The sequence below is a fragment of the Bacillus sp. 05T31 genome (assembly GCF_056396725.1).
In genome coordinates this window covers 1-16533 of record NZ_JBFTMA010000025.1, presented here as the reverse complement: position 1 = coordinate 16533, position 16533 = coordinate 1, and the positions used below count along the sequence as shown (strand labels likewise).

The window sequence follows — 16533 nt, the reverse complement described above, 5'->3', positions numbered from 1 at the left end:
CCTTCGTGACTACGAATATCTTTTCGCTCTACAAACTCTTCCATCACTTCACTTAGCTCTTTTCCTTCTTCAAGCGGTGCTAAAAAATCGTCTGGTAACTTAATACGTGCCCCGCCCGCAACAAATGTTTTACCTTCAATCGTCGCTAAAGCACCCCAGTTACACATAAATAACCCATGCTCCGTTTTCATAACGCCGCCTTCTAGCCCAATGCCGATATGAGCTGCACCTTCCTGCAATGCTCTCTTCGCTCTATTTACTGCTCCTTGCATCGTCTCTTCATCTGAAAAAGGCTGATTTGCTACTCCTGATGGAACAGAAAGAGATGTAATTTCAGCATCTTCCCAAACCTTCTCCACAGCCCCAACCTTCGTCTTATTCTTCGATCCAACTACTACCTTCATTTCATTCACCTCTATATAAATTCATCACTCTATCCTAATACTAGCCTCGAACACCAAATCAGTCTCATGACTGAGATTTATACCGTAGTGCGCCTGACCGCACACACGCATCTCTGTGTCATCTCTCCCACCTAAAAAAAGAAAAGGTTTTCCAAAAACAGCCTTCCTCTCTCTTCCTACCCGCGGTCTTAATACATCGCTCGAACACCAACTAGGCACTGACCGCTCCCATTCATCGCTGGGTCATCTATTCAACCTAAAAAAAGAAGGGTTTTTCACCCTTCCTCTCTACGCGTTATTCTTAATTGTCTCTAACGTCGTTTTGTCCGTCGCTCTCACAAGCTTCGTAATTAATTCCTTCGCTGCCGCATAATCATCAACATGTAAGATAGAAGCATGTGTATGAATGTAGCGTGCACAAACACCAATTACTGCTGATGGGATACCTGAGTTACTTGTATGTACACGGCCCGCATCTGTACCACCTTGTGAAATAAAGTATTGGTACGGAATGTTATGTGTTTCTGCTGTATCTAAAATGAATTCGCGCATTCCTCTATGTGTTACCATTGTACGGTCATAAATACGAAGAAGAGCGCCTTTTCCTAATTGACCGAACTGCGTCTTATCACCAGATGCATCATTTGCTGGACTTGCATCAAGCGCATAGAAAATATCTGGTTGAATCATATTTGCAGCAGTTTGCGCTCCGCGAAGACCTACTTCTTCTTGTACAGTCGCACCAGAGTATAATGTGTTTGGTAATGTTTCATCTTTTAATTCCTTTAGCAATTCGATAGCAAGGCCACATCCATAGCGGTTGTCCCAAGCTTTCGCCATAATTTTCTTTTCATTTGCCATTGGTGTGAATGGGCAGATTGGAACGATTTGTTGCCCTGGCTTTATGCCAATTTCAATCGCATCTTCATAACTATCTGCACCTATATCAATTAACATATTTTTTATATCCATCGGTTTTGCACGTTGCGCATCACTTAATAAATGAGGAGGAATGGAACCAACAACCCCAATAACAGGACCATTCTTCGTCATAACTTGTACACGCTGAGCTAATAGTACTTGGCTCCACCAGCCACCTAACGTTTGAAAACGAAGCATCCCATTTTTCGTAATTTGCGTAACCATGAAACCTACTTCATCCATATGACCTGCTACAAGAACGCGCGGGCCAGTTTCGTCCCCTTTTTTCAGACCAAATACGCTACCTAAACCGTCTTGCACAATCTCATCAGCATATTTGCTTAATTCTTGCTTCATAAAACTGCGCACATCATGTTCAAAACCTGATGCACCTTGTAATTCTGTTAACGTACGAAATAATTGTAATGTCTCTTTATTCACGAAGTCCCCTTCTTTCAAACCTTAGTAGAATACCTCTTTTATTGTAACGAAATTTTCGAAATGTTTCTAGTTTCTTCTTTTTTAGTTGCATTTGCATTATAATTATTATTGGTACACTATTTTTATTTTACAGAATTGAGGTGAATATATGAGCTGGAAAGGTTTAGTCACAGGTCTTGGCGTTGGGTTCGCAGCTGGTTATTTCGTTGCAAACAAAGTACAAGAACAATCCCATATTTCTTCAGAAAAAGCATTAAAAATGGTGAAACAAGCATTAAGTCATAAAGGTGAAATTACTGGCTCTTGGGTACATATGGTTCCGGAGGCATTTGAAAAATATGATGTCGCGTACGAAGTTTATCGCGGCGGTCTTACAACGATGTTAGATGAAATACAAGAACGATTTGAATTTTTAGTTGATGCTAAAACAGGTACTGTTTTAGAGGTTATAGCAGCATAAAAAGAGGTTTCCCATTAGGTGAACCTCTTTTTTTTTAGAATTACCAACAAAAGCTGATAATAACAGCAATACATAATAAGTGGAGATTGTTCCAATAAATATTTTTGGACACCTTCCTCTTATTAATATTAAGCTTCTATATTTGTTTTTCTCTCTATCTTCTCCACTATATGCCCTTCCTCATTCCACTTTACTGCACGGTAATATGCATCATGATAAAAAGTAAACCACGCCTCTTTTTCAGCACCATACTTCATCCACTTTTGTTTATGTTCAATCGATGTCATTGGATAGTCATCGTATGCCATTACCCATAATACATTTTGATGTGCATGCGTCGGTAAAATGTCCGCTAAATGAAGCATCGTTTCACCCTGACTTTCAAGGACGACAACAGCATGTCCATCGCTATGACCACCCGTATGCACCATCTTTATTTCATCCGTAATTTCTATTTCTTGCCTGAACGTAACAATCTTATCAACGATTGGCTCCCAATTTTCCTTCCAATATGTATTACGCGATCTAACATTCGGATTTTTCATTTCATTCCATTCAGTCTCACTTACATAAATCGTTGCGTTCGGAAACGCCGGAACAAGGCGATTTCCCTCCCATTTTGTTAAACCAGATGCATGGTCAAAATGAAGATGCGTCATTAAGACGTAATGAATATCTTCATTTTGCAGTCCCAATTTTTCTAAAGATTCCTTAACTGATGATTCTTCTGTTACACCTTGATTCCGCTTCATTTTCTCATTCAATTTACCATTCCCTATCCCTGAATCAATAAGCATGTTTCCTTCTTTCGTTTGTAAGAGTAACGGATCTGTTCGTAAATAAATATGATTTGTATCATTATGTTTATATTTTCGTGACCAAAGTACTTTTGGCACAACTCCAAACATCGCGCCTCCATCTAAATGTGTATTCCCACCTTTTAGCCACGTCACTTTTATATTTCCAATTTGTAACTGTTCCATATCCCATCCCCCTTTTCCATTTAATTTTAACATAATATTCCGATTATTTTTCATATAAAAAACCTATGCATTACTGCATAGGCTCCGTACGATATTTTGCTTCAACTCGGTAAATACGATGACCTTTACTAGAAAATTTCTCTTCGTATTCTGTCATAATGTTTCCTTCATAATCACTATTATGAAGATCTAGGCTAAGGTAAGTTAATAACATACCATACTCAGCCATACTCATAATAGAATATTCAAATAAACCTTGGTTATCAGTTTTGAAATGAATTTCTCCGCCATCTACTAACACTTCTTCATAATTGCGTAAAAATGTTTTATACGTTAAACGACGCTTTATATGACGATTCTTCGGCCATGGATCTGAGAAGTTTAAATAAACGCGGTCAATTTCACCTTTCGCAAAGAAAACTGTTAAATCTTCAGCATCTTTATTAATTAACTTTAAGTTCGGTACTTCTTCTTCAATTAATTTATCAAGTGCATCTACAACAACACTTGTGAATTTTTCAATTCCAATATAGTTAATATGCGGATTTGCTTTTGCCATATCATACATAAAGCGGCCACGTCCTGTACCTACTTCAATATGAATTGGCTGTTCATTTCCAAATATTTCTTTCCAGTTACCAGCGCGCTCCTCTGGGTTCCCAATTACGATATGTGAATACTCATTAATTCGATCCATTGCATAAGGCTTATGTCTTAAACGCATAGATGTCTCCCTCTCTTTACAAAACTATTTCAAAGGAAAAATTCCTTCTTTCTGTTTTAATCAATCTATCAAACAAAAAACCAAGTACGTACGAGCACTCGGTCCGTTTCTTTCAAGTATAAGATGTACCATTTTGATAAAAACTACATAAAGCATTAAACGTAACTCCGATGTTTCGTTAGCCAATGATTAACTACTCCATGACGAGCAGCTTCTTCTCTTACATGTTCCAAAGAGAACAACAATCGAAAGGATGATCCGTTCATGCCAATTAATCAACAGCATCAATTAGAAGTGTTAAAAGATATTTTAATCAACCATCAAAGTGATTGCTGCGGGACAGTTTCTGAATGCGAGCAATTAGAGCGACTCATTCAATCGTTACTCGCAAACGATAGTATAAGTAGTGACACTAAAGTAATGCTAAACGATGTATATTCTTATAGTCAATCGGGTAAATCTTCCTCTAATTTGGACAACCATATTTCCAATAATCAAGAACAACTTACTCAGTGGATTGCTGGAATGGACAATTTTTCTTAAGTATTATTCTGAAGCAAGTAGTTGCTGTAAATATTGATGCCAATATTTAGCTTCTGCTTGCTGCTTTTTTGTTGTGTGCCATTGCATAGATAAAATCGTTTGTGCTATCACATACCATCTCATACGCCTAAGCAATGATTCATCTAGTTCAATCTCATAATATCCGAACCACTGACTCCATTCATGGCGCGGAACATACCAATATAATAACATACCAAGATCTAAAGCTGGGTCAGCAATAACAGCCCCATCCCAATCAATTAAAAACAATTCATCTTCGTCCGACAATATCCAATTGTTATGGTTTACATCACAATGGCATACAACGAATTCATTGTACTCAATATCTTTTAATGACTCCGTTAAATATTGAAGACCTTGCTGAATTGTTTCATCAACTCTTATATCTCCTCTTAAAACGAGCTGTAATTGTTGTAATAACTCTTGCGCATGAAGCGGCTGCTTTCCTAGCCTTTGAATCATCTGCACAAGCGCTTTAGAGGAGTGTATTTTTTTCAAAAGTTTCGCAACACGTTCTAGTTTCATATCCTCTGGCTCTAACTTCTGTCCCGGAAGCCATTTTTGAGCAGAAATTACATCACCGTTCGTTACCCTTCTTGTCCAAAGTAATTTTGGAACAATTCCTTCTGCTGACAATACCGCTAAAAAGGGCGATGTATTCCGCTTTAAAAATAACTTTTGTTGTCCGTTTTGCGCAATATATGCATCGCCCGTTACTCCACCAGCTGGTATAAGACTCCACTCTTTTCCTAATAATTGTTCCAACCATTCCATATTCATTACCCGTTAACAAATCCTTATCTTTTATAGTTATGAAAAGAAAAACCGCAACATTTCTACACATGTTGTGGATTCATATATTTTACTGTATTTGAATAAAAAAAACTTGGCATAAGCCGAAAACAGGATAAATCACCTGTTCTTCTAGTTTATTTTACAAAATCACTCATATAATGACAACTTATGAAAATCGTCACCTTTGTCAATTCTACATTTATTACATTCTCATCGTCAAGTAGCGATTTGTCACATTATCGTCAATATATACGTGCTAATTGGAGCCAATTGAAGTTCCTTTCCTCTAAATGAAGAAATTGGCTCTATTTTCGCTTGCTTTTCGTTTACTAACACATGCCACGTTTCTTCTTTTGGAAGCTGCACCGTTTTAGCTTCCAAACCGCTATTAAATAAAACTACAATCTCTTTCCACGGTCCAAATAATTCTACATGCTCTAGGTGATATGCCAGTACTTCTGTAGATGTTTGCAAAAAAGTCATATGCTTTTTTATAAGGTCTGCATTTTGTAATCGGAATGCCCCGTGCCCTTTGCGAATCGCAATTAACCCTTTTATATAGTTAACGGTCTCCATCTCTTTCTCTTTTTGATTCCAATCTAATTGATTAATTTCATCATTTGCATTATAGCTATTTTCATTTCCTTGCTTCGTACGATAAAACTCTTGCCCCGCATGTAAGAAAGGAATCCCTTGTGAAAGAATAACCATTGCAGTTGCTAAACGATGACGCCTTTTCAAAATTTCTTCTGATTCTGGATTACTTTGCACTAGTTTATCCCACATCGTCATATTGTCATGACATTCTACATAGTTGATGCTTTGCATTGGCTCTAGGAACAATCCTGTTTCTTTCATACTTAAAAGGCTACCAGCTACTATATACTGCAAATGATTACAGTCTACATGCCCACCAAATGCAAAGCCACGTTTATTTATATTAAAAGTACTTCCTTTTATTCCATCACGAAATTGATCATTAAACTGTGCGATATATGGCATTTTATTCGCATTATTTAACGTCGCTTTCTCTTCAAGAGGAAGCGGTGTTTGCAAATCCCATCCTTCACCTAATAACAGCGTATCCTGCTTTATTTTTCGTACTTCTTTTTGTAATTCATTCATCGTTTCAACATCTAAAATTCCCATTAAATCAAATCGGAATCCATCAACATTGTATTCAGTAAGCCAATATAAAACAGATTCTATAATAAATTTCCTCATCATTTTCCGTTCAGATGCTATATCATTTCCAACTCCCGTCCCATTAGAAGGCATACCGTCTTCCCCATGACGAAAATAATATCCCGGGACAAGCTTCTCAAATGATGATAATTCTCTTTCATAAACATGATTATATACAACATCTATAATCACTCTGATGCCGTGATCATGAAATGTTTCAATTAGTTGTTTACACTCTACTATCCTGTTATATGGATCAGAAAGGTTTGTAACATAAAATCCTGTTGGTATATTGTAATATAACGGATTGTAGCCCCAATTATATGCGGAAGCAGGATTCACTTCATCTATACCACCAAAACAATGTAAAGGTAATAGTTCAACATGTGTAACGCCTAAATCTTTTATATGAGACAATCCTGTTAATGTCCCATTTCGCCCTACTGTCTCCTCTTCCATTAGCCCTTTATATGTTCCTTTCTTATTCACTCCACTGTTTGGGTGAATAGTAGCGTCACGAATATGCAGTTCATACAATATGGCATCTGTCATTGACTGTAATGGTGATAATTCTACTCGTTTTGTCACATTCGTTTTTTCTAAATCGATAACGACGCCGTATTTTCCATTTATCGTCGCAGACTTTGCATAAGGGTCAACCGCTTCGTTCCATATTAAATTAATACAAACAAGGAATGTATATTGTGCTCCATCATGATCACCTTGTAATGTATGAATCCACACTCCGTTTTCTTCTCTGTACATTTCATAATCAATATATTCTTTATCACTTTTATAAATCCGTACTTTCGCAAGCCTTGCAGTCGGAGCCCATACTTTAAATATTGTTTCTTCTTTTTTATACACAGCACCTAAGTCGGTACCTTCGTAATAATATTTTTCATCGAAAACTACTGTTCGAATCACAGCGCCTATTTGTAAATCTGTTTCTTCATTCCGTTCATCTCGTACTGTATAATACTTTCCCACATCTATCGGCTCTTCTATAAAACATTCATACTTCGTTGCATCTGGAAGAGCAATAGTATGAACAATCGGTAACTCTTTCACATTGCTTCCTTCTTGTAAACGAAATGTCCGGCTTGTTCCATACGCATGCGGGAGCAAAATTGTAATTTTATTCATTTCATCTAAATAGGCATCAAATGGACGTTTTACTTTCAACATAAAAAATCACCATCATTCTTAAAGTTAAAATGAAACGAGCTGCAAATGATAAGGTTTTTCTTATCAGCGAAGCTCTATACAGTAACACATTATTCCCTATAGTATATTCACCTGTATAAAAAACGTTTTCATACATTCTATTTTTGTAGTTTTATTTCAGTAATCGATTTATACTTCGGCGTTTCCTTAACGTGAGATTCATACAAAGTAATCGTATCTGCTTGAAATGATGTTACAGGTAACTCTTTTACATTTGTCAGATCAAACACTTTTTCTCCTACCCATTTACGCGCAACAGTAATATGTGGATGATAAGGACGTGTATCTAGAGAGAAGCCATTTTCTTCACAAATTGTATGCACTTGCTTTTGTAAACTAAACAAATCTTGATTATCACTTATCCCCGCCCAAAATATACGCGGCTGGTCCACCTGTCCGAATGTAGAAAGTCCTTGTAACGTGAACGATAATTCCGTTTTTTCTGTAAGTGTTTGTAATCCATTCTTTATTCCTTCTAACTGTTCCTCTGTCGCACTTCCTAAAAATGAAAGGGTAATATGATAGTCTTCTTCATGTACCCACGAGCGAAATGGTAATTCATCCTTCATTTCCTCTTTATAATTAGAAAGAATTTCTTTTATATGACGTGGTAAAGTTACTGCGACAAAATAATGCGGCACCATCTACATCGTCTCCTTTATGTTATTGTTGCTTTTCTTCCTTATCTCATTCAGCTAAAAAGAATCCGCCCTCTAAAGTAGAGAGCGGTCATTATTTAAATATCTTTTATTTCGCTAATTCATGAATTGCTTGCGCATAAATCGCTGTTGCTTTTAATAAATCTTCAATTTCAATGTACTCATCTTTTTGATGCGCAAGTTCTTCTTTTCCAGGGAATAGCGGACCAAATGCAACGCCAGCTTTCAATGAACGAGCATAAGTACCACCGCCAATTGCTAACAATTCAGCTTTTTCACCCGTTTGTTCTTCATATACGCGTTGCAAAGTACGAATTAATACATGATCTTTATCAACGTGATGCGGGCGGGAGTTAGAATAATCCGCTACTTCAAATCCATGAGTACCAACATATTCTTTTAACTTTGCAATCGTTTCTTCAAAGTTAGTTGTAACTGGATAGCGTACATTTAATCCTAAATTACCACCGTTTTCTTGCGAGTAAGACAGGCGACCAACATTCACTGTTAACGGCCCGCTAATATCGTCTTTATAAGAAATACCAGCTTTTTCTCCCATAATATCACCTGTAAATGTTTCTGTTACAAACGAGGCAAATGAAGCCCCTTTTCCATCAATAGAAACTTTCGTTAAGAAGTTTACCAATAATAAACCTGCATTTTCTCCCTTTTCCGGAGTAGATCCGTGAGCTGAAATCCCTTTAATTTGCAACGTCACCGTCTTTCCTTCTACAATTGCTTTACCTATTTTTTTAGCAGTTTGTAAATACTCTTCATATGCTACTGTAAGTGTATTTACATCTTCTCCTGTAATAACTGCTTCTGCAAAATCAGGAACCATATTTAAACGACGACCTGACTCAAATGAAATAAGCTTAAATGTGCCTTCTTTCTCTTCGCCACCACTTTGCACAACTTGTATGTCAGAAATTCCTTTTTCCGCATTAATAATCGGAAAATCTGCATCCGGCGCAAAACCGATTGTTGGCATTTCTTCATTTTTAAAATAATGATCTACACACTTCCAATTACTTTCCTCATCTGTTCCTAAAATCATACGAACACGTTTTGAAAGAGGTAAGCCCAATTCTTTAACGATTTTCATCGCATAATAAGCTGCCATCGTCGGCCCTTTATCATCAATTGCACCACGTGCAAAAATCTTTCCATCGCGAATATCCGCACTATACGCAGGAGTTGTCCAGCCGTCTCCTTCTGGTACAACATCAACGTGACAAAGAATACCTACTAACTCTTCTCCTTGTCCCATTTCAAGATGACCTGCATATCCTTCTAAATTTTTAGAACAGAAACCTTCTGCTTCTCCTTTATGTAACATGAAAGATAAAGCTTCTTCTACACCTTCACCAAATGGTGCGCCCTCTTTCGCAGATTCTTCTTCCCATACACTTTTAATTTGTAAAAATTGTTGTGTATCACGAATTAAATCATCTTTTCGTTTTGTAACTTCTTCTGTCCAATTAATCGTTGACATCACGCATCCATCCTTCACTATATTGTCTCTTTCATCATAGCAAACGAAAATCTCTTATGCCATACATGAAAATCTAATGACGAACAATTGTAATATTTCAGATATTTCTCATTAGTTTTTCTTTTATTTTCTCAAAAAAATTTGCAGGAATTTGGCGTTTTACGTAGAAATTTATGAGTTAGTTGACTGACCAAATATATAATGTCAACTACCAATATTTTTCTATATGAATATTTGTTAAACTTTTGTAAAATTTAAGTAGATTAAAGCATGAATTTTATCATGTAGAGTACAATGGTAGTAACGACCTTCTTTCCTGAATGGGGTCAAAAAAACTAGTAGAGGAGCGGTTTTCTCTTGAAACCTACAACTACTCGTATGCTAACACGCATTAAATCGATTTATATGTACATCAATGAAAACGGTACGGTAACAACGAAAGACCTTGTAGATGAGTTCGGGATCACACCGCGAACAATACAACGTGATCTAAATGTGTTGCAGTTTAATGAACTCGTGTATAGCCCTTGCCGCGGCAAGTGGACAACAACAGGAAAGAAAGTGAGAATGACCTCATAACAAAAAAATAATTGTATGTAAATAAATACATACCCCTTTCTACCTCATAAGAAAGGGGTCTTTTCTATACTTTGAAATTGGCGTTATTTTTCGTTATCTACTTGATACGTCTTTAACATTTCTACTTCTTCATCTGTTAATTCACGATATTGCCCAAGTTCTAACTCTTCGTCTAACACTAAAGGTCCCATCTCTGTTCTCTTTAAATACACTACTTTTTTCCCTACTGCTTCAAACATACGCTTCACTTGATGGAATTTTCCTTCTGTAATAACAAGCTCAATTTCGGAAATATCATCACTTTTTAAAATTGTAAGTTTGCCTGGCTTCGTTTCATAGCCATCTTCTAAAATAACACCTTTAGCGAATTCTATTACATCCTCTTCCGTTACAACGCCTGAAATGTGTGCATAATATATTTTTGGCACATGCTTTTTCGGAGATAATAGTTGATGCGTTAACTTCCCATCATTTGTGATTAATAAGAAACCTTCTGTATCAATATCGAGCCTTCCAACAGGGAATGGATCGAAAATCGCATCTTCTAATTCTAATAAATCTATTACTGTTTCGTGATTATCATCTTCTGTCGCTGAAATAACACCTTGTGGTTTATGCATCATTAAATAAACAAACTCTTTATATTCCACAACTTCACCGTGAATCATAACCTCTTGCTCTTCTACATTCACATGAAACTTCGCATCTTTCACTGGCGTTCCATCAATCTTCACAACGCCGTCTTTCAGTAATTTCTTTACTTCTTTTCTACTTCCGTGTCCCATATTCGCTAATAATTTATCTAATCTCATGTTCTTCACCTTCTTTATTTATCATAGAAAAGGGGACGTATTTACGCCCCTTTTGATTTCAACTTTATTTTGAATCTACTACCAAGTTTACGCTGGATTTTCTCTAAAGCTTCTCCGCCAAATACTCTTTCTAGTACTCCTGTGCGAATCGCTAACAATCCGTAAACAAGACCACCAATACCTGCACAAATCGCAACTGTAATAAGAGCACCAATACGGCCATCAGGCGAAATCATGAAGGATAGAATCCATTGTGATAGTTTTACAGCAATAACCATTACAAGTGTTAAGACTGCAATTTGGAATGTTCTCTTATATACAACACCAAATGAATAGTGTGCGTGTTTTTTGATTTGTCTATTCGTATACCATACGGAAGCTAAGAAGCCGACTGCAGTAGCCAAAATCGCCCCAACTGTACCGAAATAACGAATAAAGATTACGTTACATACAAATTTCAAAATAACACCCATCACAAGCGCAATAACCGCATGTTTCTGCTGATTAATCCCTTGCAGAATTGCTGCTGTTACTGTGAATAAAGCGAATAACAATGCAACTGGCGCATACCACATTAATACTTGTCCACCTATTGGGTCTGAATCGTAGAAAGCAGTGTAAATCGGATATGCAAGTGTAGAAATACCGACAACTGCTGGCAATGTTAAAAACATATTCGCCTGGAATGTTTGTGTAATTTGTAATTTCAAATAACGGTATTGCTTTTCAGTAAACGACTTTGTAATCGCTGGCACGAGCGTTAAACTAAACGCTGTTGCAAGTGATACTGGAATCATAATTAATTTATGCGTCCACATCGTGAAAATACCGAGTGCTCGCTCTGCGATATCTCCTTGACCAATCGCCTGCATAATAGAGTTAAATGTCAATGTATCAATTTGTTGATATAAAGGAATTGTTAATCCAATTACAACGTAAGGGATTGCATATGCAAACAACTCTTTAAACAATTGAGCGGTACTTACCGTCGATTCTGGTACAGTTTGCTCAATTAAATATTGATCCAAATATTTTTTACGTTTTAACCAGTACCAAATTAATACGCCAAGTGCTCCAACTGCTGAAACGAACGCAGCGAATGTCGCAACCCCAACTGCCGTTGCTACTGTACCACCAAGTACTTTAATAACGATGAAACTACCCGCTAATAAAAAGACGATACGAATAATTTGCTCAATAATTTGTGAAACCGTAGTCGGTCCCATCGATTGGTGGCCTTGGAAATAACCACGAATCAAACTTGCTGCCGGCACAACAATAAGCGCAAAACTTACGAGGCGAATAATCGTCGTAACTTCTTCTATCTTATTTTGTAAACTTTGTTTACCAAGCATTGCTTCTGCAAATAATGGTGCGGTCATGTACAGTACTAAGAAGGAAAGAACTCCTGTTACTATCATCATAACCATTCCCGAGCGGAACATTCTCCGGCTCGTTTTATAATCTCCAAGTGCATTATATTTGGAAACAAACTTAGAAACAGCAAGCGGCACTCCTGCCGTTGCGATACTTAAAAATATCGTATATGGAATGTATCCATATGTATAGAGCGTTCCGCCTTCTGTGCCTACTAATGCATGAAACGGAAAAACGTAAATCATGCCTAAGAACTTTACTAAAAATGTCCCTAACGTCACAATAAGCGTTCCGCGCAGAAATTTTGAATCGGACATACGAAAATCCTCCTACATCTACATAAAGTGAAACTATAATTAGTGGGTTTTTTTTCATCCCCCACTGATTATTAGCCCGCACCAATCGGGCTTTTACGGGCAGTTTATCTCCCACCTAACTTCTTTGCTCTAGCCGAATTTTGAGGTGGGAGTTTTACTGTCCACAAATAGCGGGATAAAGTGAAACTATAATTAGTGGGAGACTCCCCTCCTACTAATCATTCGAGCATTTACGGACCTTTTTAACTCCCTCTTTACTTCTCATAAATCTTAAGATAGTAGTCTTATTGCCCATAAATAGCAGGATAATGCTGAACTCTAACTTTTGTATTGTACCACAATTCTCCTCTTAAGCAGTACTTCACTCTATTTTTCTTTTAAGGGAAAACATGCTATTCTTTTAGGCAGGAAATGTAGAAAATGAGGTCGATATATTATGCATTATGATGTTATTGTCATCGGCGGCGGTCCTTCAGGGCTAATGGCTGCAATCGGTGCTGCTGAAGAAGGCGCAAGCGTCTTACTTCTTGATAAAGGAAATAAATTAGGACGTAAACTTGCGATTTCTGGTGGTGGTCGTTGTAACGTAACAAACCGTCTACCACTTGATGAAATCGTTAAACATATACCTGGAAATGGTCGCTTCTTATACAGTGCTTTTTCTATTTTCAGTAATGAAGATATTATTACATTCTTCGAAAATCTCGGTGTACAATTGAAAGAAGAGGATCATGGCCGCATGTTCCCAGTATCAAATAAAGCGCAATCTGTTGTAGATGCACTGTTAACACGATTAAAAGACTTAGGTGTGAAAATACGTACGAATACGCCTGTCGAAACGATTGAGTATGAAAACGGTCAAACGAAGGCTGTTATTCTGCAAACAGGTGAAGTGTTAGAAACGAATCACGTCGTTATTGCTGTTGGCGGAAAATCTGTTCCTCAAACTGGTTCTACTGGAGACGGATACGCTTGGGCTGAAAAAGCTGGGCATACAATTACAGAACTTTTCCCAACAGAAGTACCAATTCTTTCAAACGAACCGTTTATTCGTGACCGCACATTACAAGGTCTTGCTTTACGAGATGTAAACTTAAGTGTATTAAACCCAAAAGGAAAAGTTATCATTTCTCATAAAATGGACATGCTTTTCACTCACTTCGGCCTATCTGGTCCTGCTGCTCTTCGCTGTAGCCAATTCGTTGTGAAAGCGATGAAAAAGTTTAAAACGAACACAGTGCACATGAGTATCGATGCATTGCCAGAAGAAAATAGTGAGCAACTGTTCCAGCGCATGCTGAAACAAATGAAAGAAGATCCGAAAAAAGGAATTAAAAACGTTTTAAAAGGCTATGTTCCTGAACGTTACTTCCTATTCTTATTAGAAAAAAATGAAATTGACGGTAGCGAACAAGCTGGACAAGTTTCTCATGAGAAGATTCGCGCACTTGTGAAAGACTTTAAAGAATTTACCGTCCATGTAAATGGTACGCAGTCAATTGAAAAAGCATTCGTTACTGGCGGAGGGGTATCCGTTAAAGAAATTAACCCGAAAGAAATGGCTTCAAAATTCACGAATGGTTTATACTTCTGCGGGGAAGTTCTTGATATTCACGGTTATACTGGCGGCTATAACATTACATCTGCCCTTGTTACTGGCCGAATTGCCGGAACAACAGCAGGACAAAATGCGAAAATGCAATACTAAAAAAAGAAACAGGGACTCCTGTTTCTTTTTTTAGTATGTTGAAATAGCAAAGCAGTACACGAAATTATATTGGCGATACTTTAAATATATCGACCGTTTCTTCAAAAATATCCCTTCCTCCTAACTTCCCATTGCTTTTTTGTTGCTTTATATACCTTAGTACCTTTATATTTTATATTGTTGAATATTCGAAAAAGGGTAAGGGGAAAACAAATGAGAAAAAAAGTCATGATGTCTTTAATGCTAATGACGTTTCTTTCTGCGGTAGAAGGAACGATTGTTAGTACAGCGATCCCTCGTATAACGAGTGATTTGTCAGGTGTCGAACTTGTTAGTTGGGTATATGCAATCTATATGCTTGCAACAGCTGTTTCGACTCCAATATACGGAAAGCTAGCTGATTTATTCGGCCGTAAAAAAGTTCTGCTCATCGGAGCAACAATCTTCTTAATCGGTTCTGCACTTTGCGGAGTCGTTACATCAATGGAACAATTAATCTTCTTCCGTGCTCTTCAAGGTATAGGGGCTGGTGCTGTTATGCCGATCACAATGACGATTATTGGAGACCTATATAGCGAAGCGAAAGACCGCGCGAAAGCACAAGGCTGGATGAGTGCAGTTTGGGGTGTATCTGGTGTTATTGGGCCTTTAGTAGGTGGATTTTTAGTTGATTCTCTTTCTTGGCGCTATATTTTCTTCTTAAACGTTCCTTTTGGAATTATCGCTTGCTTAATGTTTGCCACTTCTTATAAGGAATCTGTTAAGTCCGCCGCTAAGCAACATATCGACTATCTTGGTGCGACAGTTTTCTCATTAAGTACAATTGCTTTACTATACGCATTATTAACAGGTAGCAGTAAGCAAAACTGGGGAGACATTTCAATTATCGGCCTATTAATCTTTGCCGCTGTTTCATTCATTATTTTCTTATACATCGAGAAAAAGTCTCCGGAACCATTAATTCCGCTAGCACTTTTCTCTAACCGTACATTATCTACAATAAACATACTAACACTTATTGCTGGCGCAATGATTATTAGTATTACAGTGTATCTTCCAATTTGGAGCCAAGGTGTTTTAGGAAAAAATGCGACAGAGGCTGGACTCATTTTAATGCCGATTCCTGTTATGTGGACATTCGGTGCTATGTTCTCCGGCAACTTAGTTGGCAAATTACAAACGAAACAAATTATTTTACTTGGAGCTAGCATTTTATCAGTTGCTACTTTCTTATTATTTACATTATCAACAGATTCACCATCATTCCTTATTTATGTTGCAGTCGGATTATTCGGCTTAGGAATGGGGCTTGTTACACCAATTTACATGGTAACAATTCAAGCAGCTGTACCCGCGAATACGCGCGGAACGGCAGTTGGTTTAAATACATTTATTAATACATTTAGTCAAACACTAGGAGCTGCAATCTTCGGAACGATCTTCAATACGATGATTCATGCACGTGGCATTAAAAACCTTGATCTTGTTTCTTCTGGGGGACATGGAGGGGCTACAGCAAACGTAGCAACTGAGTCACAATCCGCATTAGCATCAAGTGTACACGTCATTTATATGAGCACTTTCGTATTAGCGGTATTCACATTAATTATCGCTTGGATCCTATTAAAGCCAGCTAAACAAACAAGCGAACAATAAAAAAAGGATGACCATTTTGGTCATCCTTTTTGCATAAAATCTAATCTTCATTCTCCACAATATGTTTAAGCACGGACAATTTATTATCCCAAAATCGTTCATAGTACAAGAGCCACTGCTGTAATTCCTCTAATGGTTCTGGATGCAAACGATATATCTTCTCTCTTCCACTCTTTCTTCCACTCACTAAATTCGCTTCTGAAAGAATATGAAGGTGCTTTACAAC

16 protein-coding genes are annotated in these 16533 nt (G+C 37.3%); 5 read left to right on the top strand and 11 right to left on the bottom strand.

Going from position 1 to position 16533, the window contains the following annotated elements:
- Positions 1–404 (bottom strand): DUF84 family protein (locus tag AC1DJR_RS03305; RefSeq protein ID WP_477001996.1); only part of this gene is annotated, 404 nt, incomplete at its 3' end.
- A gap of 288 nt (positions 405–692) precedes the next feature.
- A complete protein-coding gene (locus AC1DJR_RS03300; protein WP_002089046.1) occupies positions 693–1766 on the bottom strand; it encodes a M42 family metallopeptidase in 1074 nt (357 codons plus the stop codon).
- 148 nt (positions 1767–1914) lie between these two features.
- Here AC1DJR_RS03300 and AC1DJR_RS03295 point away from each other — a divergent pair, with 148 nt between their 5' ends.
- Entirely contained in the window at positions 1915–2226 is a 312-nt protein-coding gene (locus tag AC1DJR_RS03295; protein WP_002015622.1) for a PepSY domain-containing protein, read from the top strand.
- A 128-nt stretch (positions 2227–2354) separates the two neighbouring features.
- Here AC1DJR_RS03295 and AC1DJR_RS03290 read toward each other — a convergent pair whose 3' ends face one another.
- Together AC1DJR_RS03290 and trmB are read right to left on the bottom strand one after the other, a co-directional pair.
- Positions 2355–3209, bottom strand: a complete 855-nt coding sequence (locus AC1DJR_RS03290; RefSeq protein WP_429686634.1) for a YtnP family quorum-quenching lactonase — start codon at positions 3207–3209, stop codon at positions 2355–2357.
- Positions 3210–3279: 70 nt separating this feature from the next.
- A complete protein-coding gene (trmB, locus tag AC1DJR_RS03285) occupies positions 3280–3933 on the bottom strand; it encodes a tRNA (guanosine(46)-N7)-methyltransferase TrmB (RefSeq protein WP_429686633.1) in 654 nt (217 codons plus the stop codon).
- 264 nt (positions 3934–4197) lie between these two features.
- On the opposite strand from trmB, the gene AC1DJR_RS03280 reads away from it, so the two are divergent.
- Positions 4198–4476 carry a YtzH-like family protein gene (locus tag AC1DJR_RS03280; RefSeq protein WP_002015625.1) on the top strand — a complete coding sequence of 93 codons (279 nt, stop codon included), beginning with the start codon at positions 4198–4200 and terminating at the stop codon, positions 4474–4476.
- Positions 4477–4479: 3 nt separating this feature from the next.
- Here AC1DJR_RS03280 and AC1DJR_RS03275 read toward each other — a convergent pair whose 3' ends face one another.
- From AC1DJR_RS03275 to pepV, 4 genes are all read right to left on the bottom strand, one after another.
- The gene (locus tag AC1DJR_RS03275; protein WP_429686632.1) at positions 4480–5277 is read right to left on the bottom strand and encodes a phosphotransferase; all 798 of its coding nucleotides are present in this window, start codon (positions 5275–5277) and stop codon (positions 4480–4482) included.
- A 246-nt stretch (positions 5278–5523) separates the two neighbouring features.
- Positions 5524–7665: a type I pullulanase gene (gene pulA / locus AC1DJR_RS03270; protein WP_477001995.1), complete on the bottom strand. Its 2142-nt coding sequence runs from the start codon at positions 7663–7665 to the stop codon at positions 5524–5526.
- Positions 7666–7802: 137 nt separating this feature from the next.
- The gene (gene thpR, locus AC1DJR_RS03265) at positions 7803–8348 is read right to left on the bottom strand and encodes an RNA 2',3'-cyclic phosphodiesterase (RefSeq protein ID WP_002143443.1); all 546 of its coding nucleotides are present in this window, start codon (positions 8346–8348) and stop codon (positions 7803–7805) included.
- 103 nt (positions 8349–8451) lie between these two features.
- Positions 8452–9858: a dipeptidase PepV gene (pepV, locus tag AC1DJR_RS03260; protein WP_429691754.1), complete on the bottom strand. Its 1407-nt coding sequence runs from the start codon at positions 9856–9858 to the stop codon at positions 8452–8454.
- Positions 9859–10215: 357 nt separating this feature from the next.
- Here pepV and AC1DJR_RS03255 point away from each other — a divergent pair, with 357 nt between their 5' ends.
- Positions 10216–10437 (top strand): DeoR family transcriptional regulator, encoded by a 222-nt coding sequence (locus AC1DJR_RS03255; protein WP_000805512.1) that lies wholly within the window; start codon positions 10216–10218, stop codon positions 10435–10437.
- 83 nt (positions 10438–10520) lie between these two features.
- Here AC1DJR_RS03255 and AC1DJR_RS03250 read toward each other — a convergent pair whose 3' ends face one another.
- On the bottom strand, positions 10521–11249 hold the full coding sequence (locus tag AC1DJR_RS03250; RefSeq protein ID WP_477001994.1) for a pseudouridine synthase: 729 nt from the start codon (positions 11247–11249) through the stop codon (positions 10521–10523).
- A gap of 41 nt (positions 11250–11290) precedes the next feature.
- Positions 11291–12943 (bottom strand): putative polysaccharide biosynthesis protein, encoded by a 1653-nt coding sequence (locus AC1DJR_RS03245; RefSeq protein ID WP_429686628.1) that lies wholly within the window; start codon positions 12941–12943, stop codon positions 11291–11293.
- Between the two features lie 436 nt (positions 12944–13379).
- Here AC1DJR_RS03245 and AC1DJR_RS03240 point away from each other — a divergent pair, with 436 nt between their 5' ends.
- On the top strand, positions 13380–14651 hold the full coding sequence (locus tag AC1DJR_RS03240; RefSeq protein ID WP_002034390.1) for a BaiN/RdsA family NAD(P)/FAD-dependent oxidoreductase: 1272 nt from the start codon (positions 13380–13382) through the stop codon (positions 14649–14651).
- A gap of 213 nt (positions 14652–14864) precedes the next feature.
- Positions 14865–16307 carry an MDR family MFS transporter gene (locus AC1DJR_RS03235; RefSeq protein ID WP_044444001.1) on the top strand — a complete coding sequence of 481 codons (1443 nt, stop codon included), beginning with the start codon at positions 14865–14867 and terminating at the stop codon, positions 16305–16307.
- Positions 16308–16347: 40 nt separating this feature from the next.
- On the opposite strand, the gene AC1DJR_RS03230 is transcribed toward AC1DJR_RS03235, so the two are convergent.
- Positions 16348–16533: ArsR/SmtB family transcription factor (locus AC1DJR_RS03230; protein WP_477001993.1), on the bottom strand; the 186-nt coding region annotated here is incomplete at its 5' end.

Excerpts from the sequence above, each read along its gene's own strand:
- AC1DJR_RS03290 (WP_429686634.1), bottom strand. The coding sequence starts at position 3,209 with ATGGAACAGTTACAAATTGGAAATATAAAAGTGACGTGGCTAAAAGGT.
- trmB (WP_429686633.1), bottom strand. The coding sequence starts at position 3,933 with ATGCGTTTAAGACATAAGCCTTATGCAATGGATCGAATTAATGAGTAT.
- AC1DJR_RS03240 (WP_002034390.1), top strand. The coding sequence starts at position 13,380 with ATGCATTATGATGTTATTGTCATCGGCGGCGGTCCTTCAGGGCTAATG.
- pepV (WP_429691754.1), bottom strand. The coding sequence starts at position 9,858 with ATGTCAACGATTAATTGGACAGAAGAAGTTACAAAACGAAAAGATGAT.
- AC1DJR_RS03295 (WP_002015622.1), top strand. The coding sequence starts at position 1,915 with ATGAGCTGGAAAGGTTTAGTCACAGGTCTTGGCGTTGGGTTCGCAGCT.
- thpR (WP_002143443.1), bottom strand. The coding sequence starts at position 8,348 with ATGGTGCCGCATTATTTTGTCGCAGTAACTTTACCACGTCATATAAAA.
- AC1DJR_RS03250 (WP_477001994.1), bottom strand. The coding sequence starts at position 11,249 with ATGAGATTAGATAAATTATTAGCGAATATGGGACACGGAAGTAGAAAA.
- AC1DJR_RS03275 (WP_429686632.1), bottom strand. The coding sequence starts at position 5,277 with ATGAATATGGAATGGTTGGAACAATTATTAGGAAAAGAGTGGAGTCTT.
- AC1DJR_RS03235 (WP_044444001.1), top strand. The coding sequence starts at position 14,865 with ATGAGAAAAAAAGTCATGATGTCTTTAATGCTAATGACGTTTCTTTCT.
- pulA (WP_477001995.1), bottom strand. The coding sequence starts at position 7,665 with ATGTTGAAAGTAAAACGTCCATTTGATGCCTATTTAGATGAAATGAAT.
- AC1DJR_RS03280 (WP_002015625.1), top strand. The coding sequence starts at position 4,198 with ATGCCAATTAATCAACAGCATCAATTAGAAGTGTTAAAAGATATTTTA.
- AC1DJR_RS03245 (WP_429686628.1), bottom strand. The coding sequence starts at position 12,943 with ATGTCCGATTCAAAATTTCTGCGCGGAACGCTTATTGTGACGTTAGGG.